The sequence below is a fragment of the Desulfovibrio simplex genome (assembly GCF_055387835.1).
Genome location: NZ_AP042377.1, coordinates 2,918,555 through 2,945,012, shown reverse-complemented (window position 1 = coordinate 2,945,012; position 26,458 = coordinate 2,918,555). Strand labels below are relative to the sequence as shown.

Below are 26,458 nucleotides of genomic sequence, written 5' to 3'. Positions count from 1 at the left end.
AAAACAGTATGGCGTCAAATTCTGCAGAAAAATTTTTCTGCGTGTAAATCATCAGGTTATGTTGATTTTCAAATAAAAATACGCATAGTTACGGTAAAAATAATCATTAAGGATAACCTATGAAACTGCAAACAAAACTTCTGGCCGGGTTCCTGTTTTCAACCTTGATAACCTTGGCTGTGGGGCTTTTCGCCCACAACAAGCTGCATGATCTGGATGACGCCGATACCGTTTTGTACGAAAGGGCCACAGTACCCATGGTCGATCTGATTCACATGTCCACGGCGTTTCAGAAAATCCGCCTGAGCCTTCAGCATATTGCCACCACCGACAATACCGCCGAGCAGGACAAAGAGCGCAGCAGCATTTCCCAACTCCGTGAAAGGATCGATGCCGGCAGCGCCAAGGTGGAAGCCAGCCTTATTTCCGAGCAGGGCAAAGCCGTCATGGCCGCGTACATGACGCAGCGTCGGGAGTTCCGCAAGATAATTGACGAAGTAAATTCCCTGGTCAGTGCCGGAAAGCGTGAGGAAGCCCGCGCCCACCTGAACGGCAAGGGCAGAGAAGCTGCCGATGCCTACCAGAAGGCTATCGACGATCTGGTGGCCTCCAAGGCCGAACAGGCCAAATACATAGCCGATGACAACGAGGCCATGGCCAATACGGCCAGCCGCATGCTCTACGCGGCCATAGGTTTGGGCCTTCTCATTTCCATCGCCCTGGCCATTCTGTTGACCCGCAACGTGCTCGGCCAACTCGGCGAAGACCCTGGTTATATGGCCCAGGTAGCGGGCGAAGTGGCGCGCGGCAACCTTGACGTGACCTTCCGGGCGCAGAAGCGGGCCGGTGGCGTGTACGAGGTGATGCGGAGCGCGACGGCTACCATGAAGGAGAAAATAGCCGAGGCCGAGGAAAAAAGCGCCGAAGCCGCGCGGCAGGCCGAGCGGGCCCGGCTGGCCACGGAAGAGGCCAATGCCGCCAAAGCCGCCGCCGAGCGCGCCAAGGCCGAGGGCATGCTGCAAGCCGCGCAGCAGCTTGAGGGCGTGGTGGACATTCTGACCTCCGCTTCCGAAGAACTTTCGGCCCAGATTGAGCAGTCCAGCCGTGGCGCGGACGAGCAGTCGCAGCGAGTCAACGAAACAGCCACGGCTATGGAAGAAATGAACGCCACGGTACGCGAGGTCGCCAGCAATGCCGGGCACGCCTCGAAAATGTCGGAGCAGGCCCGCACGCAGGCGCAAGAGGGCGCGGCGGTAGTGTCCAAGGTGGTGGCGGGCATCAACGATGTGTCCAGCAAAGCCCTTGAACTCAAGCAGGACATGGATACCCTGAGCGGGCAGGCCGAGGGCATCGGCCAGATTATGGGCGTCATTTCCGACATTGCGGACCAGACCAATTTGCTGGCCCTCAACGCGGCCATTGAGGCCGCCCGCGCGGGCGAGGCCGGGCGGGGCTTCGCCGTGGTGGCCGACGAGGTACGCAAGCTGGCCGAAAAAACCATGGCAGCCACCCATGAGGTGGGCCAGGTTATCAGCGGCATTCAGGAGGGAACCCGCAAGAGCGCATCCGGGGTCGATCTCTCCATCAACACCATTCAGGAAGCCACCAATCTCGCCAACCAGTCCGGGGAAACCCTGCGCAGCATCGTCGGCCTGGTGGACGAGACCAACGATCAGGTGCGCGCCATCGCCACGGCCAGCGAGGAGCAATCCGCCGCCAGCGAGGAAATCAACCGCTCAGTGGAACAGGTGGCCACTATTTCCAGCCAGACTGCCACGGCCATGTCGCAGGCTGCCCAGGCCACGGGCGAGCTGGCACGGCAGTCGCAGGTGCTCATGGGCCTTATCAACGACATGAAGGCCGAAGGCAGCAAAGTCTAGCCAGGCATTCAGTCCGTTTTTTGCGAAAAAGGCTCCTTTGGGAGCCACTCGAAAGGAGGCCCGTTTGCCGGGCCTTTTTTCTTGGCCGCAAGGCGGCCTGGAAAAATGGACAGCAAAGCAAAAGGGGCCTGCTTTCCAGATATACGGAAATCAGTCGCTTGACAGCGGGGCAAACGGCGGCCTGCTCCTGATTATTGGTAGCGCTGACGTTGTCAACGCTCTGAAAGTCACCTTTTGTTGCAAAAGGAAATTTTCGTTCCTCATCAAAATTTATCAATTATTTCATATAGTATATGATAGCAACAATCCATAACACGGGATTTTTCGGGAGGTCGCGCGCCCTGAGCCGCCGGAGGCAGTCCCCAACGCCCCGCTTTCAATACAGCCGATGCACAGCCACAAGTTACAAGCCGCGCCCCTCCCGCCTATACTGAACACTTCACCGGGCCGCGCAGCGCGGCCACTACCCCGCCAGAGCTGACGCCCACCTGTGCCGTCCGTCATGCCTGGATGTCGCCTACAGGCTCTGAAAATGCTTCACAATGTGATCAACAAAGAGGCGTACGCGCTTGGGCGGGCGATCGCCGGGCAAGGTAAGATTGATGTCTGTCTTTGTCAGTTCCCAGTCGGGCAAAAGCCGGACAAGCCTGCCCTCCTTGTCAAAAGCCCTGGCTAGCTGGGGGATGAGCGTTGTTACGCCCTGATTGGCAAGCAGCAGTTCCAGCGCCAGACCGATACTCTGCACGGTATGCCTCGGCTGAAGGGCCACGGTTTCCACCTGCCCCTTTTTTGAGCAGGTCACCAGCGGGCGGCCCTCGCTTGTCTGGGCAATGAAGGGCAGCCGGGCCAGATCGCCCGGATGTTCCGGGCGGGGATAGCTGTTCAGAAATTCCACTGTGCAGAACAGGGCTGGCTGCATGGACAAAAGCCTTCTGACTTTCAGGTCCGGGTAGGGGACGGGGCCTGTTCTGATGTCCAGATCAAAGGGCTCTCTGTGCAGGTCCTTCCATTCTGTGGAAAATACCGTTTGCAGGCTTATCTGGGGGTACTGCTCCACAAAGGATCCCAGCGCGCCGTGCATGCAGCAGTGGTACACAAAGGCTTCTACCGACATGCGTATGGGCCCGCACGGCTCCGTCTGCTTTTGCATGAGCCGGTCTCTGACGCCGCTGGCCTCGGCCATGATAAACTTGCAGCTTTCCAGCAGTTCCTTGCCGTCTTCCGTCAAACCGGCAATGCGCGTATTGCGGAAAAAAAGCTTCACTCCAAGGTGCTGCTCCATGGCCGCGATGCGCCGTGAAAGCGTCGCGAGCGGAATGCCCAGCGCTTCCGCCGCCTGGGTAAAACTCGGATGGTTGGCGGCCTCCAGAAAATACGGAACATCAGCCAGAAGCTTGCGCAGATCATTTCTCATTTACGACAATATCCTGAGTATATTTTCGTCATATATAAACATCTTCAACAATGATACGTGAGAGTCATGTGAAGTCAAACCCGGCGCTCGGACGGGCGCGTGCCAGCCTGGAGCAGACTACCCTTGCGAGGATGACGCCGCAAAAGGCTCGGAATGCCTGAGGCACGCAGCCGAACAACCCTGTAGCCGGCCAGATGGTCAGCCGGGCAGACACGCAGTCGGCCAGAGGGCAGACATCCGCAGATACGCAGCGTTTGCGCCTTCACCCGAGCGCCAGCCCAGGCAACCGCCAGCGCGCCTGCAACCTAAAATTGCCCACGTCCCGCATACGGGCGCTGCCTGATATGCGGGCCATACTTGAGGAGAACCTATGAACGATGATTTTCAGGTGGATGAAAAACTCATTGAGGCCTTTCACCTTATGTTTGACCATTTTCCCGAGGGAGTGCAGCTCGCCCACAAATCCAAGCGCATTGTGGCCCTTAACCCGGCCTGTAAAAGCATTGGAAGGGACGTGGGCATGATCTGCGCCAAGCATGGCCCGGCGGAGGCGCACAAGGGCTGTCTTGCCCACAAGACCGTCAGCAAACATGTGGCGTCCTGGAAAAAGGGCGGGCAACCCGGCCCCGGCGGGCAGGAGCCTGTGGCCTTCTGGCTGCCAGTGGACGGCTACCCGGACTTTTTCATCCATTTTGGCGTCGGCTGCATGAAGGACTATTCCCTGCCGTCCGAGGCGGAGTAGCAGGGCAGAAGAAAGCCGGAGCCAGCGCGCTACAACAAAGCGGCGAACACGCCTCTGAACCAGCCCCGTGCACGCCCCCAAACACCCCCCCGTCCCTTCACCTGCATTTGCCGTGAAAGGACGGGGGGTTTTTACGTGTTCAGGCCGGATACGAGAGTGTAAAAGAAAAGCGGTTAGGCAGCGCCGCCAGGTCTGGAAGAGCCGCCCCCCTGCTTCATTTCGTGGATAAGCCCCTGAAGCACGCCCGCCTGCCGGGAAAGCTCCATGATGGCTTCGGAAGACCGCTGCATATACTCGGCATTTTCGCCGGATATCCTGTCCACTTCGTCCAGACTGCGGTTGATTTCACCGCTGGCCGCGGACTGTTCTTCCGAGGCGGCGGCAATGGCGCGCACCTGATCCGTGCTTGTGTCCACCATGGACACGATTTCGGCCAGGGCCGCGCCAGACCTGTCGGCCAGTTGATCCGCGCCCTGGATGCGCGACACCGTGCGGTTCACCACATCAATGGTCTGCACGGTTCCGGCCTGAATGCCCTCAATGGCTTCTCCCACTTCCCTGGTTGCGGTCATGGTTTTTTCGGCCAGTTTGCGCACCTCGTCGGCCACCACGGCAAAGCCGCGCCCGGCTTCGCCCGCGCGGGCGGCCTCAATGGCCGCGTTGAGGGCAAGCAAATTGGTCTGGTCCGCAATGTCGGCAATGACGTTCAGCACCTTGCCTATGGCCTCGGCCCTGACGCCAAGCCCGGCCATGCCGTCCTTCATTTCTCCGGCCTGCTGCTGAACCTCGCGGATGCTGTCGAGCAGCTTTGTAACGGATGAAGAGCCTTCCTGAGCCGTTACCCTGGTCTTGTCAGCGGTGTCGGCAGCGTGGGAAGAGCTTTGCGCCACTTCAAGCATGGAGGCGTTCATCTGCTCCATGGCTGAAGCCGTTTCGCGCACCCGGTCGGCCTGCCGCGCGGAACCGCTGCTGGCCCTGCGGATGAGGTCTGACAGATTGTCAGAGGCAAGGTTGAGGGCGCTTACAACTGCCTCAAGCTGGCTTGCGGCATAGAGCATGCCCTCGGCCTTGGCTTTTTCAGCCTCTTCCTTGGCTTCGTGGGCCTGCCGCATGAACGCCTGGGCCTCGTCCCGCTCTTTCTGGGCTTCGGCGGTGGCCCGGCGCGTTTCAGCCCTGAAGGCTGTCAGGTTGTCCGCCGTGGCGTTCAAGGCCTGCACCAGAGGCAGGATGGAAGATTTTTTGTCGGCGTCCAGTCTGTGATCAAGATCATCGCCCCCCAGCTGGCGCGCAAAAGCGACACACTGGCGCATGACGCCAAGGTCGCGGCTGGTGAACAGAAATCCCACGCCGTAAACAGCCAGCAAGGAAACACCCAGCACTATCCACATATTGGTGCGGCTCTGCTCGATCTGCCCCTGCATTTGCTGCATGGCCGCGTCAAAGCGGGTGTTCATGGCCTTGTCGAACTGTCCCCCCTGCTCCCGGTAGGCCACGGCATACGGTGTGGCCACCCTGGCGTAGTCCTTATAGCTTTTGTAGCGCTCATCAACCGGAACCTCCCTGAGCGGCAAAAGCACGTCCCTGCCGTTGGCAATAAAGCTGATGGCGGCTTTCTGGGCGTCGGCTATGATCCTTTTTTCCTGGCTGCTGAAAGGCATAGCGTCAAGCTGCTGAAACCGCTCCTCATTGCGTTTGGCAATCTCGGCCTGTTGCTTGATATCTTTTTCCAGGTCGCCCCCCAGCATGGCGTCCCGTGTGAGGCGGCTTACGTAGTTGATGTCCTTGGCTATTTCGAGGCTGGTCATTTTGCCGACCACGGCCACGTCACGCATTTGCGAAAAGGACTGGTTGAGAGTCGATACCGAGTCGAGAGAAAAGGCAAACATGGCGACAAGCGCCACAGCCCCTATGGTTATTGTCAAAAGAAACTTTCCACGCAAAGAAAATGAATTCATGGCGATGCTGCTTGTGCTAAGAGTTGAAAAAAATCGGCTCTTTTTAAACAAAAATATATACAGACTGCAGAGACTGCAGGTTGCGAGGGAAGAAAAACGACGACGGCAAATATCGTCGATATTCTTGATTTGGCAGATAGTGGAGAACAACATATCGGTAAGATTTATGCAAGCTATAGAGCCGCTTTGCATCACATAAAGCCATGACGGGGAGTATGCCCTGCATGTGGTGACCAAGGCAGGCAGGCTCGCTCGCTATAGAGCATTTTAACTTTGAAAAAGTGTAAATGCTCTAACGCTGTACGAACGTGCAGCGCGCCGCAACGTGGCGTGGATTCAGCCGAGCTTTAGCCGTAGCTTCCTGAGTTGCAACGGCTGAAGCCTTCATCGCAACGGCTAAAGCAACGGCTGCCGCAAAGACAGCATTGCTTATCCGTAAGCGGCAAAGACCCGCTAACGGCTACCGCAAATCGCATTTTTCGGCTGAATGAAAACTTTGAAATGTGAAGCGTTTCAAAGTTAATCTGCTCCAGGCCAGTGTCTTTTTCCGGCGAGTTTGTTCCGCGGCCAGGGGTGCTGCCGCTGCCCGAAGGGCGTACGTGGGTTGTGCGTCAGGCCGGGCAGGGCGTGTTCATAATAACAGAGCCCCGCGCTTGCTTTTTCGGCTCGCGCGGGACTCTTCGCCCTGGGTGGGGGGGGAGGTGGGCTCAATTACAGGCTGTACTTGCTGTTTTCCGCGCGCATCTTGCTCACTGCGGCCACCAGCGCATCCACATTAAGTACCATTTCCATCATGCTGATCTGCTCTTCCCATTTGGCGGGATCGGCAGCTGCCTTCATTTCCGGCTCAAGCACATGATATACGCAGAGTCCCAACGGGACTCCGGCCAGGGATCCGGCGTAGGTGGGGTCGCCCAGGGTGACGGTTTCGGCATAGATTTCCGCCCCTTCAGGGTCGGAAGAACCGAGAACCACCACAACGTTCTCGCCACCAAACTTTTCAGCCGCGTCCTTGACGCGCTGCTGATTTTCCAGATCCATGGCTCCCGCGGCCGTTCAAACGAAGCATTCGGTGGCGGAGAACAGGATCTCCGCTCCCGAATCGGCGAAAACATCCGCCATGGCGGGGCCGGGTACACCGTCCCTTTCGCCAAGCAGCAGAAGCTTCTTGCCTTCGAGCTTAGCCATTGCTTACTCCTTACGATTATGGGCTTTTTATCCGCACGGGCCGATGCGGCGGCCCGTCGTCCACGTTATTATCGCGCTGCCCTGCCCGTGACGGAACCAGCGCGAAAACTGCCAGTCAGTGCCTACAGCAGTTTTTCCGTCTCGGCTTTGATGGCCTCGATGGAAACAGCGTCGCCGGACACGCGCGACACGCATTCCCCGCCCTTGTAGAACAGGATGGTGGGCACGGCCATGACGCGCAGGCTGATGACCAGGCGGCGGTTTTCCGCAACGTTGAGTTTGCAGAATTTCACCTTGCCGTCATACTCGGCGGCCAGTTTTTCCACTTCGGGCATCAGGGCCAGGCAAGGGCCGCACTGCGGGCCCCAGAGGTCCACCACGCAGGGCATGGCGCTTTGCTGTACTTCGGCTTCAAAGTTTTCTTTATCGACGATGATCATGAACTACCTCGCTTGGTTGCGTACGATTACACTGTGCCGATAAAGGCGGGCCGGGGCCTGTGCCGGACACTCTGGCACGGTCGGCCCGCCTGTCGGAGGATTTTATATGTATCCGGCAGCCTTAAGAATTTGCCGGGCCTTCTCAAGGTTGGCCACAGCCAGCTTGACCACAGGCCCGGTGCAACCCATGGCCGCCTCGGCGTAGATGTTTTCCTTCCACAGGCAATGTACCGCCTGCTCAAGGTCCAGCACGTCAATGCCGTGAATCTCCTCGTCCGTGGGTTCGGCGGGCGGGGCCTGCACTTCGGCGGCGGGGGCGGCCCCTGCCGCCTTCTCAAAGGCGGCCAGTTCTTCGTCCAGCCCGGCGGCCTTTGCCCGGCGCAGTTCTTCGGCCACCATTGCGGGCAGATTGCCGCGCACTGCGGCGGCCGTATAGGCCAGGGCGTTGGCCATGACCGGAGCGCCCGAAGCCCGGGAGACGATGCTCACCACACGGTTCCAGCCTTCGCCCACCGAGGGGCCGTAGCCCCAACCCGTGGTTTCGTAGGCGCCGCCGGAGGTAAAGGCGCTGAAGAGCTTCATGAGTATGTTGCCCGTGAGCGTGTCCGTGACGCACACGTCCACGGCCCCGGCCAGAAGGTCGTTGCCCCGCAGCAGCGAGCCGCCGTCGCCCCGGAGGCTCTGTCCCAGGCGCAGGTCGTAGCCGCGTTCCGCCATGCGGTTCAGCGCCCGCAGTACCTGCGGGGCCGCGTCCACGTTGAGAACGCCCACAGCGGGTGAGGCCAGACCCATGGCCCTGGCCACAGCCAGGCCCAGCACGGCGTTGCGCAGCAGGGCCTGTTGCCTCTGGGCCGCGCTCATGCCCGTGGTGCAGGCCACAAACATGGCCTTGCCGAGGGCAGGCGTCAGGATGCGGCCCACCGTGGTCACGCCCAGGGGGAAGGGGTAGTGCAGGGCCACCGCGCCCTGGATGTGGCCGTCTTCCAGGGCTTTTTCCATCCCTGCGGCCATCTCGCCGCCTTCGCAGCCGGTTTCGATCCAGTCCATACCCGCGGGCACGAGTCCCGCAGGTCGTGGCCCCACGCCGACCACGGTCAGTGCAGGGTCCTCCCTCATGGCAACAGCGGCGGCCGTGAGGAATTCCGTGTCCGAATGCTCGCCGCCAGCGGCCATGAGGCCGATGCGGCACGGCGCGCGTCCGCTGCGCGCCCGCGTGACCAGATCCTCAAGAGCCTTGCCGAGGATGGCGCGCTTGTCGTCTTGACTAGCCATAAGCCTGCCTCCTACTGACCCTTTTGCAGGTTGGCCGCCACGTCGCTCAGGGCTGTCAGCAGCAGTTCGGTCACATCCTGCTGGCTGACGTTCTGCGCCTGTGCCGCGCTCGCTCCGGGGGCTTCCATAATAAAGGAAGCGCCGTCGGCCAGGTTGGTCAGGCGGCCCAGGAAAAGGCTGCCCTTGCCTATGATCATGGCGCGTTTGATGCGGCCTTGTTTGATGTCCTCAATGGCGTGGCCCACATAGGGCACGCCGGAGGGGATATGCCCCTGGATGGGGGCAAAACCGGGCATGCCGTGTTCCGCCACAAACGTGGGGATGTCGGCCCGCTCTATCTGGCCCTTCATGACAGCAAGGGCCGCGATCATCTTGTAGTTGGCCTCGGGCACGTTGCCCGCGCCCGCGGGCAGGGTTACCTCGGCGTTGTGCAGTTCCGGGGCGTACTTGTCCACATCCGTAAGTTTCAGGCCCACGCGGGACAGGGGTTCGAAGGTCAGGGCCGAGGTGATGGCCTGGGGCGAGGCCCCCGCGCCCACCGTATGTTTGCCCAGGCCTTCCAGCCGCATGACCGGAGTCTGGCCGTCGTCGGGGGTCAGCAGCAGGGCGAAGCTGCCGATGCAGTTTTCAAGCGGCACAAAGCCCTTCTTGATATGGTCGCGGGCGTTCATGTAGAGCTTGGGCACAGAGCCGCCGCTGACCACGACCACATTGGGCCGCACGCCGCTGGCCACCATGCTCGCCGAGGTGATGAGGGCGGCCACGGGCCCGGCGCAGAAGCCGCGCACATCAAAACCGCTGGCATTGACGCACTCGGCTATCTCGGCCAGGGCCTTGGCCATGTTGCCGCCGCCGCGCTGCATGGCGTCGCCAACGGCTTCTTCGGAGCATTCCACCACAAAGTCCACGTCAGCAGGAGCCATGCCCGCGTTCCTGATGAGGTGCAGCAGGGCCAGCACGCCGCTGGCCTTGCTGGCCAGATTTTCCAGCATGACCCCGGCTTCGAGGTTTTCATCCGTATCGTGGGCCCGGCGGCAGCAGGCCACAAGGGTGTTTTCAAAGTAGAGCGGCAGGGCGTGCTGCTTTTCAATGGCTTCCTGCAGATCGGCGGCGGGCCTGCCTTTTTCCAGACGGGCCAGCTGCTTTTCGCCCATGACCGGGTTACGGGCCAGCTTTTCGGCCACTGCCGCGGCAAAGCCCTGCTCCAGCCAGATGAGGTCAAAAACGTCGCAAATATCCATAAGCCCGATGAACTCGTCTTCGGGCATGATCTCGCCAAATTTTCCGTAGCGCTGTGCCTCGCCCAGATTGTCGATCCAGGGGGTAGGAGCCTGTTCCAGTTCGTCCAGGCTCATGCCGCCCACATAGGTCTTGTTGGGGGCGTAGGCAGCGGCCTGTTCCCAGGTCTGCGCGCGCCTGGGCAGTTCGCGCAGAAATTCGGAGTCAGGCTTGGAGCGGCGTTCCTGGGCGGGGGTGCCGCCATAGTGCAGGGCCAGTTCCGGCGCGAAGTTCAGGCAGTACGCGGCTGCCTTGATGCCAACAGTTGTCATGGCGCTATCCTCCTGCGGCCTTAATGTTGAAGGTAGGCGTATGCCGCCATGGCGGCCCGCGCCCCGTCGCCCGCCGCCGTCACCACCTGCCGCAGCGAGGTGTCGCGCACGTCGCCCGCGGCGAAAATGCCGGGCACCGAGGTTTGCAGTTTGCTGTCGGTAATGATCCAGCCGGCGGCGTCGGTTTGCAGCAGGCCGTGCAGGTATTCGGCATTGGGAAGGGTGCCGATGAAGATGAACACGCCGCTCAGCTCGATCTGGCGCAGTTCATTGGTCTTCACATTGCGCACCACGATTTTTTCCACCATGTCGCTGCCTTCGATGGATTCCAGCACGCTGTCCATAACGGGCACGATCTTGGGATTGGCCATGGCGTGTTCCACCACCAGTTTGTCGGCGCGGAATTCGTCGCGGCGGTGCACAATGTAGACCTTGGAGGCAAAGCCAGTGAGGTAGCAGGCTTCTTCCACGGCGGTGTTGCCGCCGCCGATGACGGCCACCTCAAGGTCTTCAAAAAAGGCGGCGTCGCATACGGCGCAGTAGGAAACGCCCATGCCCGTGTATTTCTTTTCGCCGGGGCAGCCCTGCTTGCGAAAATAGGCCCCGGTGGCCACGATGACGGCCCCGGCGGCAATTTCGCTGCCGTCCTTGAGGGTTATGATCTTCTCTCCGCCGCGCACCTCAAGCTTTTGCACGGAGGCCGAACGGAATTCGGCCTTGAAAAATTCCGCATGGGCGCGAAAGGCGTCGGCCAGACCCGTGCCCGTGCCGTCGATGATGCCGGGGTAGTTCTCGACCCTGCTGGTGGTCAGTATCTGTCCGCCGGGGCGGCCTTTTTCCAGCACAAGAGTGTCAAGGCCGGCGCGCTTGCCGTAGATGGCGGCGGAAAGCCCCGCCGGACCAGCGCCGATGATGACCAGTTCACGTTTTTCCATAAAAACTCCTTGTGGGGGCGGGTCGCCCGCGACTGAGGCGTGTATTGCGCCACCCGGCAAAATCTGCTGCGTTTTTATCCGTTTTCAGCTCCGGCGGGCTCTGGTCAGTTCATGTCCAAGGCCCGCCGAAGCTTACCGGAGGGGGGATTTAAAAAACTGTCTGTCCGTCAACCTTGGTGGTCAGAGCCTTGAACGCTTTGAGCACCAGTTCGCGGCGAAGGTGCTTTTCTTCCTCAGGGGACAGTTCCGGGTTGCCCAGGGGGTAGGGTATGGAGACAGTGGGCACGATGCGGTTGGCCCCGATGCTCAGGGAAATGGGAACAATGGTGCACATGTGGACCACGGGCACATCAGCGGCATCTTCAATGGCCTTGGCGAGCGTTGCGCCGCAACGCGTGCAGGTGCCTCACGTGGAGGTGAGGATTACGCCATCCACATGTGCGGCCTTGAGTTGTGAGCCTATTTCAGTACCGAACTTGCGGGAGTTGGCCACGGAAGTGCCGTTGCCCACCGTGGTGTAGAACACGTTGTAGAGCTTGCCGATCTTGCCTTCCTTTTCCAGATCGCGCAGCACGTCAATGGGCAGCACGCGGTCGGGGTCCTGGTTGGCGTAGGTCTGGTCGTAGCCGCCGTGGGCGGTCAGGTACTTGCCCTTCTCAAGATCGTTGACGCCTTCAATGCTGTACGCGCCGAAGTTCTGCGCCGAGGAGGCGGCAATATGGTCGGGGTTGCCTTCGGGCACGATGCCGCCCGAAGTGACCACGGCGATGGTGGCCTTGCTGAGGTCAGCAATGGCCGGTCGGGGTTCCACGCGGTCAAAGATGGGCATGGCGTATTCCGTCTTGAACGGCTCGCCCTTGATCTTCTTGATCAGCATGCGCACAGCGCGTTCCGCGCCGGGTTCGTCATAGAACATGTTCTTGCGGATGCCCTTGGGGAAGATGCCCTCGGCCTCGGGATCTGCGATTTCTTCGCCGCGCAGAAGCTTGAGCATGGCCGCGGCCATGGCGGGCACTGCCTTGCCCATGCCACGGGCACTGTCGGAAGTTTCGATGATGGTCACTTCCTTGCGGTACAGATCAACGCCTGGGCTTTCACGGTACATGCCGCTGACCACAGGCAGTCCCAGCTCTTTGTTGACGGCCGCGCAGACAGCGCCGCAGGCAGTGCCGTAACGACCGGCGTTAAAGGCCGGCCCGGCGATGACGCCGTCGGCGCCAAAGCGCTTCACTGTTTCCACCATCTTGGCGGCCACCTCGTCGAGGTGATTGGCGCAGTAGTTGTCGCCGCAAATGAACGTGGCGACTATTTCGGCCTGGCCGCCAAGGGCCGCCTTGAAAGCCGTGCCAGGGCCCATTATGCCTTCGCGCACTTCGGGGGTTATGTCGGCCTTTTCTTCGCCGCCGATGCCGGCAAAAAACTGATTGATATAGTGTATAAGCTTATATGCCATGATGATCTCCTGCTCCTTGAGCCGGCTGCGCCCCCTTACAGGGTGCGGCCGCCGATGCGGTTGAAGCCCAGTTCGTTGGTCGCGCCAAGGATGGCCTGCAATTCCACTTCAAGACTGCCGTCTTCGCGCACAGAGCCGAAGAAACCGCCGGCAATGGTTTCAGCGGGAGCCAGATCGCCGATAACCTTGGCCATGGGCGGCAGCACGATAAGCTCGTTGGCGTTGCCGGCGGTGACGCAGGCGTCGCCCTCGGGGCACGAGTCGGCCAGGGACTGGCTTGAGCCGTCGCGCCCGGCGAATTCGTCCGTGATGAGCACGGTTCTGATGCCAGCCTGCTCGGACTTGCGGCAGTTCATGATGAGGTCGGCGTCCGGGTTGCCGAAGCCTTCCTCGCTGATGACAACGGCTTCGACGCCGAGCATGCGGGCCAGCTTGACCGCGTAGGAAGAGCTGCGCTTCTTGTCCGCCAGGGTGACGTTTTCATTGGTGATGATGACGCCCACGAAGTTGAGATCCTTGCCGTGATGCGCATAAAGGCTTCTGATCACGGGGTTGTTCAGGTGAACGTAAGTGCTGTTCTTGTCGCAGGCGGACACGCAGTTGCCGGAGATGATGGCACCGTCCATAATTTCCGTGGGGCTGATCATGGTGGGCAGGATGCGCTTGGCGTCCACGCCGTAAACCCACGTGTCGTGCAGCAGGCCCTGGGATTGCAGCATGTAGATGTAGGCCACCTTGGGCAGGCCGGGGTGGGCGTGCATGGCCTCGCTGAACGCGGGAAAGTCGAAGGTTTCCACCTTGTCGGCCTTGGCGCTTTTGCAGGCGGCGGCAAGGTAGTGGGCGGCGCGCAGCCCGGCGCGGCGGAAGCACGCCTCGCACTGGTGAGGCTCCATCTCCGCCACGGCGGACAGCGAGATGGTCAGGTTGCACGTCTTTGAAAACGGCGAATAGTCCGCGCCGGGGCCGGTCATGTCCACAATGCCTTCCTGCGGGGCCACCACGCGCCCCGTGGTCAGCACGGCCATGCCGCTCAAGACCAGGGTCTTGCCTTCACCGGCGTTTTCCACGTCGCCTATCCAGCCGGGGAAGACCTCGCCCGGCCCCTCCAGTTTGCAACGGGGCTCAATGGCGTCCTTCACGGGCATGATGCGCGTGTTTTCACCGGGATGGGCAGCGTCGATCTCGACCCCGCCGAGGCGTTCGTCCCGCATGAGCAGGGCGGTCAGTTCTTCCTTGTTGACAGTAAGCACGCCGTCGCTGACGCCTGTGTGCGCGCCAAAGACCAACTTGCTGATTGTAATGCGGTGCAGTTCCAACTTCACGTTACATCTCCTTGTGGTGTGAAAGCACGCCGGGAACGGGCGCCGGATGCCTTCCATTGAGGTTCAAAAGGCTTTTGATGCTACAGCCCAGGCTCTCAATAGTCGCGCGCAGAAGCTCCACGTCCACAAAGGCGCAGTCCCGTAATGCGTCGCTGTCCATGCGTATGGGCGCAAGGGTAGCAGAGGCGTCGTAACGGGCCTGAGCCTGCTCAATGAGTTCAAGAGATGTGATGTCCACCGAAGGGGGGGGGGCGGAAGACGGTTGGTCGCAAGATGACAGAAGCAAGGAACGATACGGCATCTGCCGGGGCAGAAAATTGCCGTAAAGGGGATGATTGGCAAGACGCCAACCCTGATGGATCTGATCGCGCGCCGCGCGAATGACAGACGCGGATCAGCCCGAGATGAGCGTGACGCTCAGTCCCTTGGGGGCCATCTCTTGAAAGCGGGGATTATTGGTAATAAGGACGTGAAGCATAAGCGTACCTGCGGTTTAATGGTACGCCCTGTCTCCACAAGTGGATTCAGCAGCACTAAGATGCGCGATTCTTTTACCTGAGAGTTTCAGCTTTTCAGCTTTGCCCCTTCGGTGCCCCTGCTCTGTCGTTCAGTGCAAAGGACTCTCTCGCACACTTACCACGATTCAAAAATGTACTATTGAGAAAAAAGTGTCAAGCTCGCGGAACTAGAAATAATTATTCACAATGTTGCCGGCAGCAACTTGTTCGTGTAACCAACCTATTTATCAGGCAATAAAAATTGTCGTTATCCACAATATTTTTTGTTGCCTACAATATTTTGTTGCCTCCTTTTTTGCGACCATACTTTTTGGCTGACGCGCCGCATTCCATTACCCGGAACTGCCCCTGTGATGCCCGCCTGACGGCATCCTGCAAGCTGTCGCACTCCCCAAAATGATCAGACGACGCACATTGCCCCTCCGCCCCGCAACCTGGATTCCCCCCAGGCCGCGCACAGAAAGATTGTGCCGCACCTGGGCGAAAGTGCTGTGTTGCTCGCTCCATGCCGGAGCCTGGAGGCAGGGCCAGTCGATCATCGCGGGCAGCAGCGTAATCGGGCAGAGCCGTCAGTCAGGGGAAGACGGCACAGCCAGTCTTTCAGGGCAGGGGGGCAGGCAGTTGGCGGGCCGGGGGCACGGGTACTGACGGGCGGGAAAAATAAAGCCCGCACGGGCCAATCCCGGCGGGCTGCTTCTCCTGACAGCGCCTCAGGCGCGGTCAGGGGCCAACGAAGACCTAGTATATAGGTATGGAAAAACGTCTTGTCAATATTGATTGTCGATAACGGTGAATGCCTCAAGCCATTATTTTAAATAATATCATGTAAAAACACATTGTTATTAGATTAATAGCTTATCCGCACGCATTCCTGCGACCAGGCGCTACCTTCTCTCCCATCGCCTTGCGGTCTGATATCTACACATCTGCCCCCACGCCTGCAATGGAATGGGGCAGAATGCCAATACATTTGCAAAACTGTCCTCAAAATGAGCACGGGCCGTACGATCTCAGCCCTGGGTGAAGCAGACAAGCTCCAGGCCGCCTGCGACGGGGCATGAGCCAACGTCTCACGACTACTCCAGGGCGATACGCTGACGCAACGGCAGAAGCCCCTCCCCACCAGAGCACGATCCAGGCCCCTGAAGGGGCGCAGGACAAAGTCGTGCACAACAGTGGCGGCTCCAAGCCAACTTCGGCAAAGCAGACAGACTCGGCCCAGCAAATTACTCAGAAAGTGGAACAACCGTGGAGCTTGTTGACGATTTTTAATTTACGAGCCGTACAGCCGCCATTGGTTTTTAATGATGCCGTTACGCGCAATGGCGGGCGGATCTCTTTATTCCCAACGAAATTAGCCTCCACATAAAACTGCTCTTATAAGCGATATTACTATTTTTAAATTTTAGAACCCGGTGGGCTGCAGTATGTAAAAGTCATGTACTTTTTTTCACCATACATACTTATTTAACCAGGAGTCAGAAATGCCAGTAAAGCCGGGTTCGCCAAACGTTTTGCTTATACAGGTAGATCAGATGACGGCAAAAGCGCTACCTGTATATGGACATGACCAAGTTATTGCGCCCAATATAACGGCTCTTGCGGCAAGCGGCACGTTGTTTCAAAACGCGTATAGCAACTTTCCTTTGTGCGCGCCTTCACGCATGTCCATGCTGAGTGGCCGCCTGGCGACTTCGATTGAAGTTTGGGACAATGCATCCGAGGCTGCGCCCAGCCAGCCGACCTTGATGCACTATCTCCGGGAAATGGGCTATGCAACCATTCTGTCCGGTAAAATGCACTTTGTGGGGCCGGATCAGCTTCATGGCTACGAAGAGCGCATCACAACTGATATTTACCCTTCCAATTACGCCTGGACGCCCAACTGGGAATACGGCGAAGGCGATCGGCCGACGGGCATTAACCTTACCGGCGTGACCGAAGCCGGCACCTGTGCGCGCAGCCTGCAACTGGATTATGACGAGGAAGTAGAATACTTCGCAACACGCAAGCTCTATGATTTGGCACGCTTCGAAAAACGACCGTTTTTTCTGACGATATCCTTCACCCAGCCGCATTCGCCTTTCGTCACCCGGCAGGAACATTGGGACAGGTACGAGCATGACGCGATCGATCTGCCAGAAGTTCCCCGGATTCCCGTAGAGGAAATGGACCCCATGAGTCGCTGGATTTACCACGCTCACGCCGGGGATCAAATCACCCCGACGGATGAGGAAATACGCACGGCAAGGCATGCCTATTACTCCATGATCAGCGACCTGGATGATCGCGTGGGTCGCTTGCTGAAAGTGTTGAAGGAGTGCGATCTTTACGAAAACACCATCATTGTTTTTACTTCGGATCATGGCGACATGCTTGGCGAACGCGGGCAGTGGTACAAGCAGCTCTTTTACGAGTGGTCAGCAAGGGTACCCCTGATTATCGCCTGGCCTGGACGTTTTGCACAGCAAACGGTTGAAGCCAATGTTTCTCTTGTGGACCTGATGCCGACTCTTCTCGATCTGGTTACCGATTCCGCCCCCCCGGAGACTGTTGACCGCATGGACGGGAGCAGCCTGGGCGCTTTCATCCGAACTGGCAAGGACGCCGGCTGGAACGATACGGTCATCTCCGAATACACGGGTGAAGGCGCCTGCGCCCCCTGCCGGATGGTAAAGCAGGGTTCGTACAAATATATCTACACCCACGGGCACCCCGATATTCTCTATGACTTGGCGGTTGACCCTCTTGAACTCGTCAACAAGGCATCGGAACTGCCCGCAGTGCTTACGCGGCTGAAAAACATCGCCCTCGACGGATGGGCTCCGGAGAACATCCACCGCCGCATTTTGCAGAACCAGAAGCAGCGTCTGTTTATCAACCGTGTGACGGGCGGTGACCCAGTGTGGGCTTACAAGGTGCTGAAGAACGATGATCAGCGTTATGTGCGCAAAGCCGGAGCCGTGCAGACAAAGGCGCTGTCAAGGTTCCCAAGATTGGCCGAAAAAAAACAACGGGATAAATAATCATATCATTGCGTCTTGGCCGATTATCTTAATCCTCCATTTTCACCCGGTGGGCATAGTGTGCCTTCACCGTCTGAAGGAGCCTTTATGACTGATATGAAGAAGATGCGTAGAAAAGTCGTAGTAGCCAGCGTCGTCGGCAGCATGATGGAATGGTATGATTTTTTTCTCTATGCCGTTATTGCGGCGCTTATTTTAAATAAACAGTACTTCCCTACGGACGCCCCCTTTATCTCCAATTTGATGGCCTGGGGATCAGTGGCCGTGGCTTTTATCAGCCGTCCATTGGGGGGCGTCATCTTCGGCCACTTCGGAGACCGGGTTGGCCGCAAGGGTATGCTCATGCTGACCCTGGTGATTATGGGAGGCTCCACCGTGCTTATGGGCTTATTGCCCACTTACGAGCAGATAGGCATGCTGGCGCCTGTTCTGCTGGTTTCCCTCAGGGTTTTGCAAGGCATAGGCCTTGGCGGAGAATGGGGTGGGGCTGTTCTCATGACCTATGAGTATGCAGAAAAAAACAAGCGCTGCTTTTACAGCGGTCTGACGCAGATGGGCTTGGCGCTGGGCATGTTTCTGGCCTCAGGCACAATAGGCTTGTTGAGCATGCTCCTGAGTGAACAGGCATTCCTCGCCTGGGGATGGCGCATCCCCTTTCTGGCAAGTTCCATCCTGGTTGTGGTGGGTTGGTATATTCGCACCAGTGTGATGGAAACGCCGGAATTCCAAAAGGCTCAAGACAAGGAAAAAAACAAACAGGCAAAAAGCAAAGCCCCGTTGGTGGAGCTTTTCGCCAATCATAAAAAGCGCATTTTGGCGGCCTTTCTTGCCAGAGGCATCGGCGGCGTGGGGTTCAATATTATGGCGACCTACGTCATTGCCTTTCTTACCCAAATTATGAACGTACCTAAAGAAAGCGCCTTGATAGCCGTCAACATAGGTACAATTTTCATGAGCATCATGATTCCCATTGCCGGGTGGCTTGGCGACAGGTTCGGCCTTATGCGGGTATTCATTATTGCCTGTATCCTTGAAGGATTATGCGCCTTCCCGATCTTTTACCTGATTATGCACTCCGGCGGCAACTTGGTTCTCCTTTGCGGCGGGATAGTTATTTACCTAGGTTTTATTCACGGCATTGTTTCCAGCCTGAACCCCAGCATGTTTTCCAGTCTTTTTCCCACAACAGTCCGTTATACGGGCATTTCGCTCACCTTTCAGGGCGGGAGCATGATTTTTTCAGGCATGACCCCCATGATAGCCCTGACGTTGGTGCAGATGAATGACAACCAGCCATGGTATCTTTGCTTCTATATGCTGGTAATCGGTTTGATGAGCGCCGCTGCGGCCTATTGGATCATGAAAGATCAAGCCAGGGAAACGCGCGAGAGCGCCAGTGCGGACGATTTTGAAGCCGTGCACAGCAGCACGGCGTAGCGTCAAAGTAAATCTGCTCTGGCAGGGTAATGCGTAGCGCATGGCGGTTTTTGCCATTTTTATGGATTGCAGTTGCGTAACCGTAAAATAACGGCAAAACCGCCATGCAGATTACCTTTACGATCGAATCAGAAACGTTGGAAAATCTGGATCGTCGCACCCCTGCCGTATCCTGTCGCCCGCCCTATGGAGGAAAAACGAAATGACACGCACCCCCCAAAGGCCATCGGGGTCAAAAACAGACAGTCCTTTTTTATCACACATTCCGTTAACCTGCCTTTTAATCAAGCCTGTTGGCCCCGATTGCAATTGCCGTTGCGACTATTGTTTTTATCTGAAAAAAAAGGCCCTGTTCCCACGGGGAGTGCATCACATGGCGCCGGAAATACTGGACGCGGTGCTGCGCAATGCCCTGGTCAAATCCGGGGGCAGGCCGATGTTCTTCATCTGGCAAGGGGGAGAGCCAACATTGGCGGGGCAGGCCTTTTACCGGCAAGCGTTTAAATTGCAACGTAAGTATTCTGATGAAGGGCTTGTACGCAACGCATTGCAAACCAACGGCTTGCTGCTTGATGCGGAATGGGCGGATTTGCTGGCGGAAAATGAAGTGCTGGTGGGCCTGTCGTTGGACGGGCCTGAAGAGGCGCATAACACATACCGGCGTACACTGGACGGCCAGGGCACTTGGAGCAGGGTTCTCAAGGCGGGACGAATCTTGCGCAAGCGGGGCGTGATGGTGAATGCTCTGTGCTGCGTTACGCGGTTTTCAGAAAACCACGCCCAGGATTTGTACAATTTTTTCAAAGAAGAAGGCTTCGGACATGTTCAGTGTATCCCTGTATGGGAAACAGACAGCAAAGGGAAGATTTTTGATTATTCAGCCACTCCTGAAGGCTACGGCCGCTTTCTTATAGAGCTTTTCTCTGCCTGGAAGGCGGATTCTGATGGAGAGCGCTTATCAATCAGGCTGTTTGACAGTATTGCCACGATGCTGACGGGGCAGTCCGCTCCAGAATGCGGCCTGATGCGAACATGCGGCGCCTACTTGGCCGTGGAACATGAAGGTTCTGTTTATCCTTGTGATTTTTTTGTGCATTCTTCGCACAAGCTCGGAAATGTGACGGACGTTGATTTATCGGCCCTTCTGAACAGCGACCGCCAACGGTTATTCGGTTCCGCAAAAGCAAAAACGCCGGAAGCATGCTCACGTTGCCAATGGCAGCCCCTGTGCAACGGAGGCTGTCTGAAATTTCGCGCTTTTTGCACCGGAAAGAACGGAGGCAAGGCAGCCGCACCCGAATACGTGTACTGTTCCTCCATGCGCACTTTTTTCGAGCATGCGCTCCCGAATTTTGGCAGCCCCATGTGATGGCGTAGGGTAACCGTGCGGGCTTCACAAAGGCGGTCAGCGCGAAGCCCTTTGTCGCCCTGCGCCGTCAGACGCATTGCCTTTCTACTGGACGCTTTTCAGGAAGAATTTCGCAGTCGCCCGCTTGTTCGGGGGTATAGGCTCAAGTGGAAATATCCTTTGCGGCATCCAGCACGTCCAACAATTTCTGCTTGTACCTGGGAACCCAGGCGTCTTTGCGCATGGCTATAACGATAATCTCATCCGGAAACAGATGCGCCATCGGGATGAAATTGAGCCTGTCGGAATACTCCGTAATCGTCGGACGGTAGCACAGCATGAACGAAAGCCCCAGCCCCATCATGGCATACTGAAGGCTGAGCAGGGCGTTGGGGGTTTCAAGAAATGGGGTATAGGTCAAGCCGCGTTCGGCAAACAACAGGTCAAATCTGTCCCTGGCGGAAAATTTGGCATTCTTTTCAGGAAGATTCAGCGGATAGTGCATGAGATCCTCCGGCATTATTTTGCCCAGTTTGCCGATAGGATGATCTTTGGGAGCAATCAGCATGAATCGCCCGGTATACCAGGGGATGGACGGCATGGTCTTTGGCACGGCTGATTGGTGGGTTATGCAGATATCCGCCCTGCCGTTTATGACCAGTTCGACACATTCTTGAGGCGTTTTTTGTATCAGATTGCACTCTACATTGGGGTATGAGAGCTTATAGTCCCGCAGAAGCTCGGGGAGTAGAAAGGACATGACCGCGTGAGGAGCAGCCATGGTAATGCGGCCGGCATTGGTTCCGCTCAATTCCAGAAGGCGCGTTTTGAGTTTTTTTTCCTGCCGCAGAACATTGTTGGCGAACTGAAGAAAAGCCTCTCCCTCATTTGTCAGGCTAAAGGAAGATTTGCCGATGCGGTGAAACAATTTGCAGTCCAATTCCGACTCAAGCTTGGCAATCTGTTGGCTTACAGCGGATTGCGTCCTAAAGGTGGCCTCCGCTGCTTTCGTCACGGTGTCCAGTTCAACAATGGCGTTAAAGGTCACAATCTGATGCCATTCCATATAAACTCCTTATCGCGTCATGACGTGCCTTGGATAAAATTAACGGAGAGCAACGGTAATCTTATTTGAGGCAGCGTCGACTTGACCAGACTCTTACCCCGGAAAGAAAAAGGAGAATTCGTTTCGATAAAAGTGCCATCGCGTCATCAACCCGGACGCCACGCCCCCGGAGTTTTCCTGCGGAAAGTTTCAATCAAAGCGCCATCAAACACAAGACAAAACTTTTAATCCAGAAATTGTTAACGCTTATTGGCAGTGTGCAAGTATTCTGCAATGCAATTCGCGCAACTTACTCGCGACCAATATGAAAAAAATACTGCTTGCTTTCCACGTCAAAGTGATAATGTTCATTCTGACAACCTTCAGGTATTGAATCCAATCCTGTACGTCGCGGAACATGGATGCAAGTGGCGTGGTCTGGCGAAAGAATTCGGCTGCTGTCATGGCATAGACACACGCATGAACCGATGGCGAAAGAACGGAGTTCTTGATCGTATATGGCGCATTCCCGCTGAAAAAATAAAGATGAAGCGGCCGCATAGTGTCCCCCTGTCACGTCAGGCGCTGGACGTTTTGCGAGATCTTCAGACAATCACCGGGAAGAGCCGCTGGTTGTTCCCTTCGCGGTGGGACAATACCCTCGGCGTTGCTGCACTTCGTCCGGTTATGTCCAGTCAACTTCACCCCATATCCGGGTAACGGTTTGGTTAAAGCTAGCTGTCGCTGCACACTTGGGCAAAACTGTAAGTTTTTTAGAACCCCCGCCTAGCGTGGGGTTTTCTATCTACAACAAAAGCCCTTACGATAAAAATCGTAAGGGCTTAATTTTTATGGCGCGCCCGGCGCGATTCGAACGCACGGCCTTTGGCTCCGGAGGCCAACGCTCTATCCGGCTGAGCTACGGGCGCACAAGATTTGTTTTGATATGCCGACTCGCCCCCGCTGTCAAGGCCGCCCACGGCACAAGGATACTGTGATCCTGCGGAAGACTCCGCGCGTTCAGGGCAGAAGCGCACCGGGCACGCCCGTTCTTCGCGTCCGGTGGGAGGTCCGGCCGTCCAAGAGCAGAAAAACCGCAAGCCGCTTCGCACGCGCGCTCAGGGCACAAGATGCTGCCAGAGGGTAAGTGAACCGCCGGAAATGCCGAAGCCCCGCGCATCCAGGCCAAAGACCCCGCAAAGCAAAATCGGGCGGCGCGCCTCTGTTTGCACGGCGCTTCGTTGTCGGGTATGCAATGACCAAGGGGACTGGCGGGCTTGACCGGCTGCGCTGGCCGTTATTACGGAGAATCATCATGTCAGACATCCTTTCGCCCTCATCCGCATCAATGGCGGCAAATCAGCCTGCCCGCACGGAGGCGGCAGAGACGCCCGATCCCTCTGCGCGGGACATTCTGGTGGGCGTCAGCGGCGCAAGCGGCATGCCGTTGGCCGTATGTCTTTTGCGTTGCCTGGCGGCCATGCCCGCCGTGCGCGTGCACTGCGTCGTTTCTCACGGCGCGCAAGCCGTGTTGCGCGCCGAGTGCGGGAGCGGCCCGGAACTGCTGACCGCGCACGCCGGCCACTGTTATGACGCCGACAACCTCGGAGCCGGGCCGTCAAGCGGTTCGTGGTGGCGCAGGGGCGCAAGTCCGGCAGCCATGATCCTGGTTCCCTGCTCCATGGGTACATTGGGCGCCATTGCGTCAGGAGCCACTCGCAACCTTGTGCATCGAGCGGCGGACGTGGCGCTCAAGGAGCGCCTGCCCCTGGTGCTGGTGACGCGTGAAAGCCCGCTTTCGGCCATTCACCTGCGCAACATGCTCACAGTGAGCGAGGCCGGAGCCGTCATCATGCCGTTTTCTCCCGGTTTTTACCTGAATCCGCAAACCCTGGACGACATGCTGTTGCACATGTGCGGGCGCATACTTGATCAGGTGGCCCTGCCGCATACTCTGGGCCGCTGGCCCGGCTGACGGCGCTCCGAATCATAGCATAAGGAGATACTTATGAGTGATATCAGATGGTTAGGACATTCTGCATTCAAGCTCAGTTGCAATGAGGCGCATGTGGTCATTGACCCCTTTCTGGCGCCGCAATTCGGCCTCACGGTTGCCGATGTGGGCCCTGCAGACCTTGTGCTCGTGACCCACGACCACGGCGACCATGTTGGCGCGGCCGCCGACATTTGCCAGGCCACAGGGGCCATGCTGGGCGCTGTGGTGGGCACGGCCCACAAGGCGGCCGCCGGGCTGCCTGACAGCCAGATACTCAACGGCATAGGCTTCAATATCGGCGGTACGGTGACGCATAAGGGCGTCAGCGTGACCATGACCCAGGCCTTCCACACCAGTGATTCGGGGTGTCCCACAGGCTACATAGTGCGTATGCCGGATGGCCTCACTGTCTACCATTCCGGCGACACCTGTGTTTTTGGCGATATGGCCCTGTGGGGGCAACTGTACCGCATTGACGTGGCCCTCCTGCCCATCGGCGGCGTTTTCACTATGGACGCCCCCCAGGCTGCCATGGCCTGCAAGCTGCTCGGGTGCAAAAGCGTTGTGCCCATGCATTGGGGCACCTTTCCCGTGCTGGAGCAGAACACAAAGGCGTTCGAAGCGGAGCTGGCAAAACTTGAGCTGCCCTGCGTCTGCGTGACCATGGAGCCCGGCCAGACGCTTTCCTTTCCCGTCTAGAGTATTTTACCTTTGAAAAAGGTTGCATACCCTGACGCCGCACGAGATGCAGCGCGCCGTAACAGGGCGCGGATTCAGCCGTAAAGCGCATTTTCCGGCTGAATGACAGCGTTGAAATGTGCGGCATGTCAAGGATGCCCCAATTCAGGACGGCGTATCTTGAGAACAGGCATTCTCAAGATACGCCGTCCTTTTTGATATGTGCAACGCAGTATAAGCAGGGCCAGCCGGATAAACCGGGCAGGCCGGGTGTCTGCCTGCAAGACGGGCGGCTGCGCCCGCAAAGGTTCCGCAATGCCTTGCGGGCCTGCGCCATCATTGGGCATCAAAAGCAGGACGGCCGGTCTGCCATAGGCAAACCGGCCGTCATTATTTTTTATTGCCGTGCGGCACTCCCCTGCCACAAGGCCATCATGGGCAAACGCCCTCCGCCACGTGGTTGTCCAGCCCTACCGTGTGATGAGCGAAAGCGCCATCTGGGGCATGCTGTTGGCCTGCGAAAGCATGGCCACAGCGGACTGGGTAAGGATCTGGTTGCGCACGAATGACGTCATTTCCGTGGCCACGTCCACGTCGGAAATGCGGGATTCGGCAGCCTGCAGGTTCTGGGACTGGGTGGTAAGGTTGGAAATGGTGTTTTCCAGCCTGTTTTGCAATGCGCCAAGGTGAGCACGGATCTTGTCCTTGGAAATTACGGCGGCATTGAGTCCCACCAGGGCCTTCTGCGCGGCTTCCTGGGTGGAAACCGTACGGGCGTCAGCCGTACTGGTGTGAACGGTGGCCTGGTTGCCCACACCCAGGGCCGAGGCGGTGCTCGTGCCGATCTTGATGTAGTAGTAGTCTTCCGCCGAATCGTTCATGCTGCCGAAGTGGATCTTCATCTTGCCGGTCGCTTCCATGCCAGCACCGCTGTGCGTGTCGCCGGACAGGCTGCCGTCCAGCAGCTTGATGCCGTTGAAGTCCGTGGCATTGGCGATTCGGGTGATTTCCGAAGCCATGGCCTGGTACTCCGAATCGATCATCAGGCGCTGCGTGGAGTCATAGGTGCCGGTGGCGGCCTGTTCGGCCAGTTCCTTCATGCGGATGAGCTTTTCGTCGATGACGCTCAGAGCGCCGTCAGCGGTCTGGATGAGGGAAATGGCGTCATTGGCGTTGCGCACGCCCTGTTGCAGGGCGGCGATGTCGGTGCGCATGAGTTCGCGGATGGCGAGGCCGGCGGCGTCGTCAGCAGCGGAGTTGATGCGCAGCCCGGTGGACAGGCGCTGCACCGAGGTGCGCAGGTTACCATAGTTGGCTGTCAGCGTGTTGGACACCTGCGTAGCCATCTGGTTGTGATTGATATACATACATTCCTCCATGAATGCTGTACGTCCCAGGCGGCGCGAAATGCCAACGCGTCCTTGCGTATTACCGCCTCTGCCAGTCATATCGGCCATAATGCAAAGGGCATTAGGGGGAGGATAGAATTCGCGCCTCAGGCGGGCTTTTTTGCGAGGCGGCAAATATTGCCGCATACAAAAGGGCCCCCGCCACAGTGGCGGAGGCCCTTGCGGGTCGGAGCGTCAGACCCGCGCGGAGGAGGATGGGCGCCGCGCGTGCGCGGCTTCGCTCACGGGCACAAGGCCCGGCTGTTTTCAGCCTGTGATCCGGCGTTTACGCCGGATCAGACTTTGGCTATTTCAATCTTTTTCACTTCCGGCAGGGTTTCAGCCTTGCGGGGAATGGTTATGCGCAGCACGCCGTTTTTGTGGCTGGCACTTATGCCGTTTATGTCCACATCTTCCGGCAGGCCCAAAACCCTTCGAAAAGAGCCGAACATCCGTTCCGCCACGCAGCAGCTTTCATTTTCTTCAGTTGTTTCCCGCTTTTTTTCACCGCTTATGACAAGCTCGCGGTCTTTTACGGAAACGTCCACGTTTTCCGGCTCCACTCCCGGCAACTCCACGTTCAGGACATAGGATTTTTCATCACCGGTCATGTCCATGCTGGGTGTGAGGGCTTCGTCCTCTTTGGGTCGCTGCCATTCGCCCCGCATGCTGTCCCAGGGCGTCAGCATGCCCTGAAACAAGCCCTGGAAGAATCTGTCAATGTCATCGAATTTATGGCCTGCTCCTTCGCGTTGACGCAGTACTTCGCGCGGCACAAACCATCTGTTGGGGATAAGACGCAGGTTGTTACGCATAATGCAAAACCTCCTGTGGAAAATTTTATATCTGCAAGATAAGTATGACTTTATAT

At 57.9% G+C, this 26,458-nt stretch carries 21 protein-coding genes, 1 tRNA gene, 1 pseudogene and 1 riboswitch; of the genes and pseudogenes, 9 read left to right on the top strand and 14 right to left on the bottom strand.

The annotated features are described in order from the left end of the window. Positions 1-119: 119 nt before the first annotated feature. Positions 120-1,880: a methyl-accepting chemotaxis protein gene (locus tag ACZ5DH_RS12090; RefSeq protein WP_464254510.1), complete on the top strand. Its 1,761-nt coding sequence runs from the start codon at positions 120-122 to the stop codon at positions 1,878-1,880. A gap of 64 nt (positions 1,881-1,944) precedes the next feature. Then, positions 1,945-2,193: a hypothetical protein gene (locus ACZ5DH_RS12085; protein WP_464254509.1), complete on the top strand. Its 249-nt coding sequence runs from the start codon at positions 1,945-1,947 to the stop codon at positions 2,191-2,193. Between the two features lie 204 nt (positions 2,194-2,397). On the opposite strand, the gene ACZ5DH_RS12080 is transcribed toward ACZ5DH_RS12085, so the two are convergent. After that, positions 2,398-3,294, bottom strand: a complete 897-nt coding sequence (locus ACZ5DH_RS12080) for a LysR family transcriptional regulator (protein WP_464254508.1) — start codon at positions 3,292-3,294, stop codon at positions 2,398-2,400. 370 nt (positions 3,295-3,664) lie between these two features. Between ACZ5DH_RS12080 and ACZ5DH_RS12075 the strand changes: the two genes are divergently transcribed. Beyond that, a complete protein-coding gene (locus ACZ5DH_RS12075) occupies positions 3,665-4,036 on the top strand; it encodes a hypothetical protein (RefSeq protein WP_464254507.1) in 372 nt (123 codons plus the stop codon). Between the two features lie 173 nt (positions 4,037-4,209). Here ACZ5DH_RS12075 and ACZ5DH_RS12070 read toward each other — a convergent pair whose 3' ends face one another. The 9 genes from ACZ5DH_RS12070 to ACZ5DH_RS12030 all read right to left on the bottom strand — a co-directional run bounded on the left by ACZ5DH_RS12070 (position 4,210) and on the right by ACZ5DH_RS12030 (position 14,533). Beyond that, positions 4,210-5,991, bottom strand: coding sequence for a methyl-accepting chemotaxis protein (locus ACZ5DH_RS12070; RefSeq protein ID WP_464254506.1), 1,782 nt, complete (start codon positions 5,989-5,991; stop codon positions 4,210-4,212). A 711-nt stretch (positions 5,992-6,702) separates the two neighbouring features. Further along, a complete protein-coding gene (gene grdA, locus ACZ5DH_RS12065; protein ID WP_320352211.1) occupies positions 6,703-7,179 on the bottom strand; it encodes a glycine/sarcosine/betaine reductase complex selenoprotein A in 477 nt (158 codons plus the stop codon). A gap of 122 nt (positions 7,180-7,301) precedes the next feature. Beyond that, positions 7,302-7,619 (bottom strand): thioredoxin family protein, encoded by a 318-nt coding sequence (locus ACZ5DH_RS12060; RefSeq protein WP_464254505.1) that lies wholly within the window; start codon positions 7,617-7,619, stop codon positions 7,302-7,304. Between the two features lie 102 nt (positions 7,620-7,721). Further along, the gene (gene grdD, locus ACZ5DH_RS12055) at positions 7,722-8,891 is read right to left on the bottom strand and encodes a glycine/sarcosine/betaine reductase complex component C subunit alpha (protein ID WP_464254504.1); all 1,170 of its coding nucleotides are present in this window, start codon (positions 8,889-8,891) and stop codon (positions 7,722-7,724) included. A gap of 11 nt (positions 8,892-8,902) precedes the next feature. Then, entirely contained in the window at positions 8,903-10,441 is a 1,539-nt protein-coding gene (gene grdC / locus ACZ5DH_RS12050) for a glycine/sarcosine/betaine reductase complex component C subunit beta (protein ID WP_464254503.1), read from the bottom strand. A 20-nt stretch (positions 10,442-10,461) separates the two neighbouring features. Beyond that, positions 10,462-11,376, bottom strand: a complete 915-nt coding sequence (gene trxB, locus ACZ5DH_RS12045) for a thioredoxin-disulfide reductase (RefSeq protein WP_464254502.1) — start codon at positions 11,374-11,376, stop codon at positions 10,462-10,464. A 148-nt stretch (positions 11,377-11,524) separates the two neighbouring features. Beyond that, positions 11,525-12,829, bottom strand: coding sequence for a glycine reductase complex selenoprotein B (grdB, locus tag ACZ5DH_RS12040; protein ID WP_464254501.1), 1,305 nt, complete (start codon positions 12,827-12,829; stop codon positions 11,525-11,527). Between the two features lie 35 nt (positions 12,830-12,864). Continuing rightward, positions 12,865-14,151: a glycine/sarcosine/betaine reductase component B subunit gene (locus ACZ5DH_RS12035; protein ID WP_464254500.1), complete on the bottom strand. Its 1,287-nt coding sequence runs from the start codon at positions 14,149-14,151 to the stop codon at positions 12,865-12,867. A gap of 1 nt (position 14,152) precedes the next feature. Then, a complete protein-coding gene (locus ACZ5DH_RS12030; protein ID WP_464256553.1) occupies positions 14,153-14,533 on the bottom strand; it encodes a GrdX family protein in 381 nt (126 codons plus the stop codon). A gap of 151 nt (positions 14,534-14,684) precedes the next feature. Further along, a riboswitch (glycine riboswitch) is annotated at positions 14,685-14,789 on the bottom strand. A 1,364-nt stretch (positions 14,790-16,153) separates the two neighbouring features. Between ACZ5DH_RS12030 and betC the strand changes: the two genes are divergently transcribed. The 3 genes from betC (at position 16,154) to ACZ5DH_RS12015 (ending at position 20,501) form a co-directional block, all read left to right on the top strand. After that, entirely contained in the window at positions 16,154-17,695 is a 1,542-nt protein-coding gene (gene betC, locus ACZ5DH_RS12025; protein ID WP_464254499.1) for a choline-sulfatase, read from the top strand. Positions 17,696-17,782: 87 nt separating this feature from the next. Further along, the gene (locus tag ACZ5DH_RS12020; RefSeq protein ID WP_464254498.1) at positions 17,783-19,132 is read left to right on the top strand and encodes an MFS transporter; all 1,350 of its coding nucleotides are present in this window, start codon (positions 17,783-17,785) and stop codon (positions 19,130-19,132) included. Positions 19,133-19,334: 202 nt separating this feature from the next. Then, positions 19,335-20,501, top strand: coding sequence for an anaerobic sulfatase maturase (locus ACZ5DH_RS12015; RefSeq protein WP_464254497.1), 1,167 nt, complete (start codon positions 19,335-19,337; stop codon positions 20,499-20,501). A gap of 142 nt (positions 20,502-20,643) precedes the next feature. Here the strand turns inward: ACZ5DH_RS12015 and ACZ5DH_RS12010 are convergent, their stop codons facing one another. Next, complete coding sequence (locus ACZ5DH_RS12010) at positions 20,644-21,546, bottom strand: LysR family transcriptional regulator (protein ID WP_464254496.1); 903 nt, start codon at positions 21,544-21,546, stop codon at positions 20,644-20,646. Positions 21,547-21,819: 273 nt separating this feature from the next. On the opposite strand from ACZ5DH_RS12010, the pseudogene ACZ5DH_RS12005 reads away from it, so the two are divergent. Then, a pseudogene (locus ACZ5DH_RS12005) lies at positions 21,820-22,042 on the top strand (transposase); the annotation flags it as partial. Positions 22,043-22,377: 335 nt separating this feature from the next. On the opposite strand, the gene ACZ5DH_RS12000 reads toward ACZ5DH_RS12005, so the two are convergent. Next, positions 22,378-22,454: transfer RNA gene (locus ACZ5DH_RS12000), tRNA-Arg, on the bottom strand. A gap of 419 nt (positions 22,455-22,873) precedes the next feature. Here ACZ5DH_RS12000 and ACZ5DH_RS11995 point away from each other — a divergent pair. Beyond that, positions 22,874-23,500, top strand: coding sequence for a UbiX family flavin prenyltransferase (locus ACZ5DH_RS11995; protein ID WP_464256552.1), 627 nt, complete (start codon positions 22,874-22,876; stop codon positions 23,498-23,500). A gap of 33 nt (positions 23,501-23,533) precedes the next feature. Then, positions 23,534-24,220, top strand: a complete 687-nt coding sequence (locus ACZ5DH_RS11990; protein WP_464254495.1) for a metal-dependent hydrolase — start codon at positions 23,534-23,536, stop codon at positions 24,218-24,220. Positions 24,221-24,669: 449 nt separating this feature from the next. Here the strand turns inward: ACZ5DH_RS11990 and ACZ5DH_RS11985 are convergent, their stop codons facing one another. Continuing rightward, a complete protein-coding gene (locus ACZ5DH_RS11985) occupies positions 24,670-25,566 on the bottom strand; it encodes a flagellin N-terminal helical domain-containing protein (RefSeq protein ID WP_464254494.1) in 897 nt (298 codons plus the stop codon). Between the two features lie 317 nt (positions 25,567-25,883). Beyond that, positions 25,884-26,402: an Hsp20/alpha crystallin family protein gene (locus tag ACZ5DH_RS11980; protein ID WP_464254493.1), complete on the bottom strand. Its 519-nt coding sequence runs from the start codon at positions 26,400-26,402 to the stop codon at positions 25,884-25,886. Positions 26,403-26,458 lie beyond the last annotated feature (56 nt).

Bases quoted from the DNA above. Each gene is read 5' to 3' on its own strand.
- ACZ5DH_RS12090 (WP_464254510.1), top strand. From the start codon at position 120: ATGAAACTGCAAACAAAACTTCTGGCCGGGTTCCTGTTTTCAACCTTG.
- ACZ5DH_RS12080 (WP_464254508.1), bottom strand. From the start codon at position 3,294: ATGAGAAATGATCTGCGCAAGCTTCTGGCTGATGTTCCGTATTTTCTG.
- ACZ5DH_RS12075 (WP_464254507.1), top strand. From the start codon at position 3,665: ATGAACGATGATTTTCAGGTGGATGAAAAACTCATTGAGGCCTTTCAC.
- ACZ5DH_RS12070 (WP_464254506.1), bottom strand. From the start codon at position 5,991: ATGAATTCATTTTCTTTGCGTGGAAAGTTTCTTTTGACAATAACCATA.
- ACZ5DH_RS12060 (WP_464254505.1), bottom strand. From the start codon at position 7,619: ATGATCATCGTCGATAAAGAAAACTTTGAAGCCGAAGTACAGCAAAGC.
- grdD (WP_464254504.1), bottom strand. From the start codon at position 8,891: ATGGCTAGTCAAGACGACAAGCGCGCCATCCTCGGCAAGGCTCTTGAG.
- grdC (WP_464254503.1), bottom strand. From the start codon at position 10,441: ATGACAACTGTTGGCATCAAGGCAGCCGCGTACTGCCTGAACTTCGCG.
- trxB (WP_464254502.1), bottom strand. From the start codon at position 11,376: ATGGAAAAACGTGAACTGGTCATCATCGGCGCTGGTCCGGCGGGGCTT.
- betC (WP_464254499.1), top strand. From the start codon at position 16,154: ATGCCAGTAAAGCCGGGTTCGCCAAACGTTTTGCTTATACAGGTAGAT.
- ACZ5DH_RS12020 (WP_464254498.1), top strand. From the start codon at position 17,783: ATGACTGATATGAAGAAGATGCGTAGAAAAGTCGTAGTAGCCAGCGTC.
- ACZ5DH_RS12015 (WP_464254497.1), top strand. From the start codon at position 19,335: ATGACACGCACCCCCCAAAGGCCATCGGGGTCAAAAACAGACAGTCCT.
- ACZ5DH_RS12010 (WP_464254496.1), bottom strand. From the start codon at position 21,546: ATGGAATGGCATCAGATTGTGACCTTTAACGCCATTGTTGAACTGGAC.
- ACZ5DH_RS11995 (WP_464256552.1), top strand. From the start codon at position 22,874: ATGGCGGCAAATCAGCCTGCCCGCACGGAGGCGGCAGAGACGCCCGAT.
- ACZ5DH_RS11990 (WP_464254495.1), top strand. From the start codon at position 23,534: ATGAGTGATATCAGATGGTTAGGACATTCTGCATTCAAGCTCAGTTGC.
- ACZ5DH_RS11985 (WP_464254494.1), bottom strand. From the start codon at position 25,566: ATGTATATCAATCACAACCAGATGGCTACGCAGGTGTCCAACACGCTG.
- ACZ5DH_RS11980 (WP_464254493.1), bottom strand. From the start codon at position 26,402: ATGCGTAACAACCTGCGTCTTATCCCCAACAGATGGTTTGTGCCGCGC.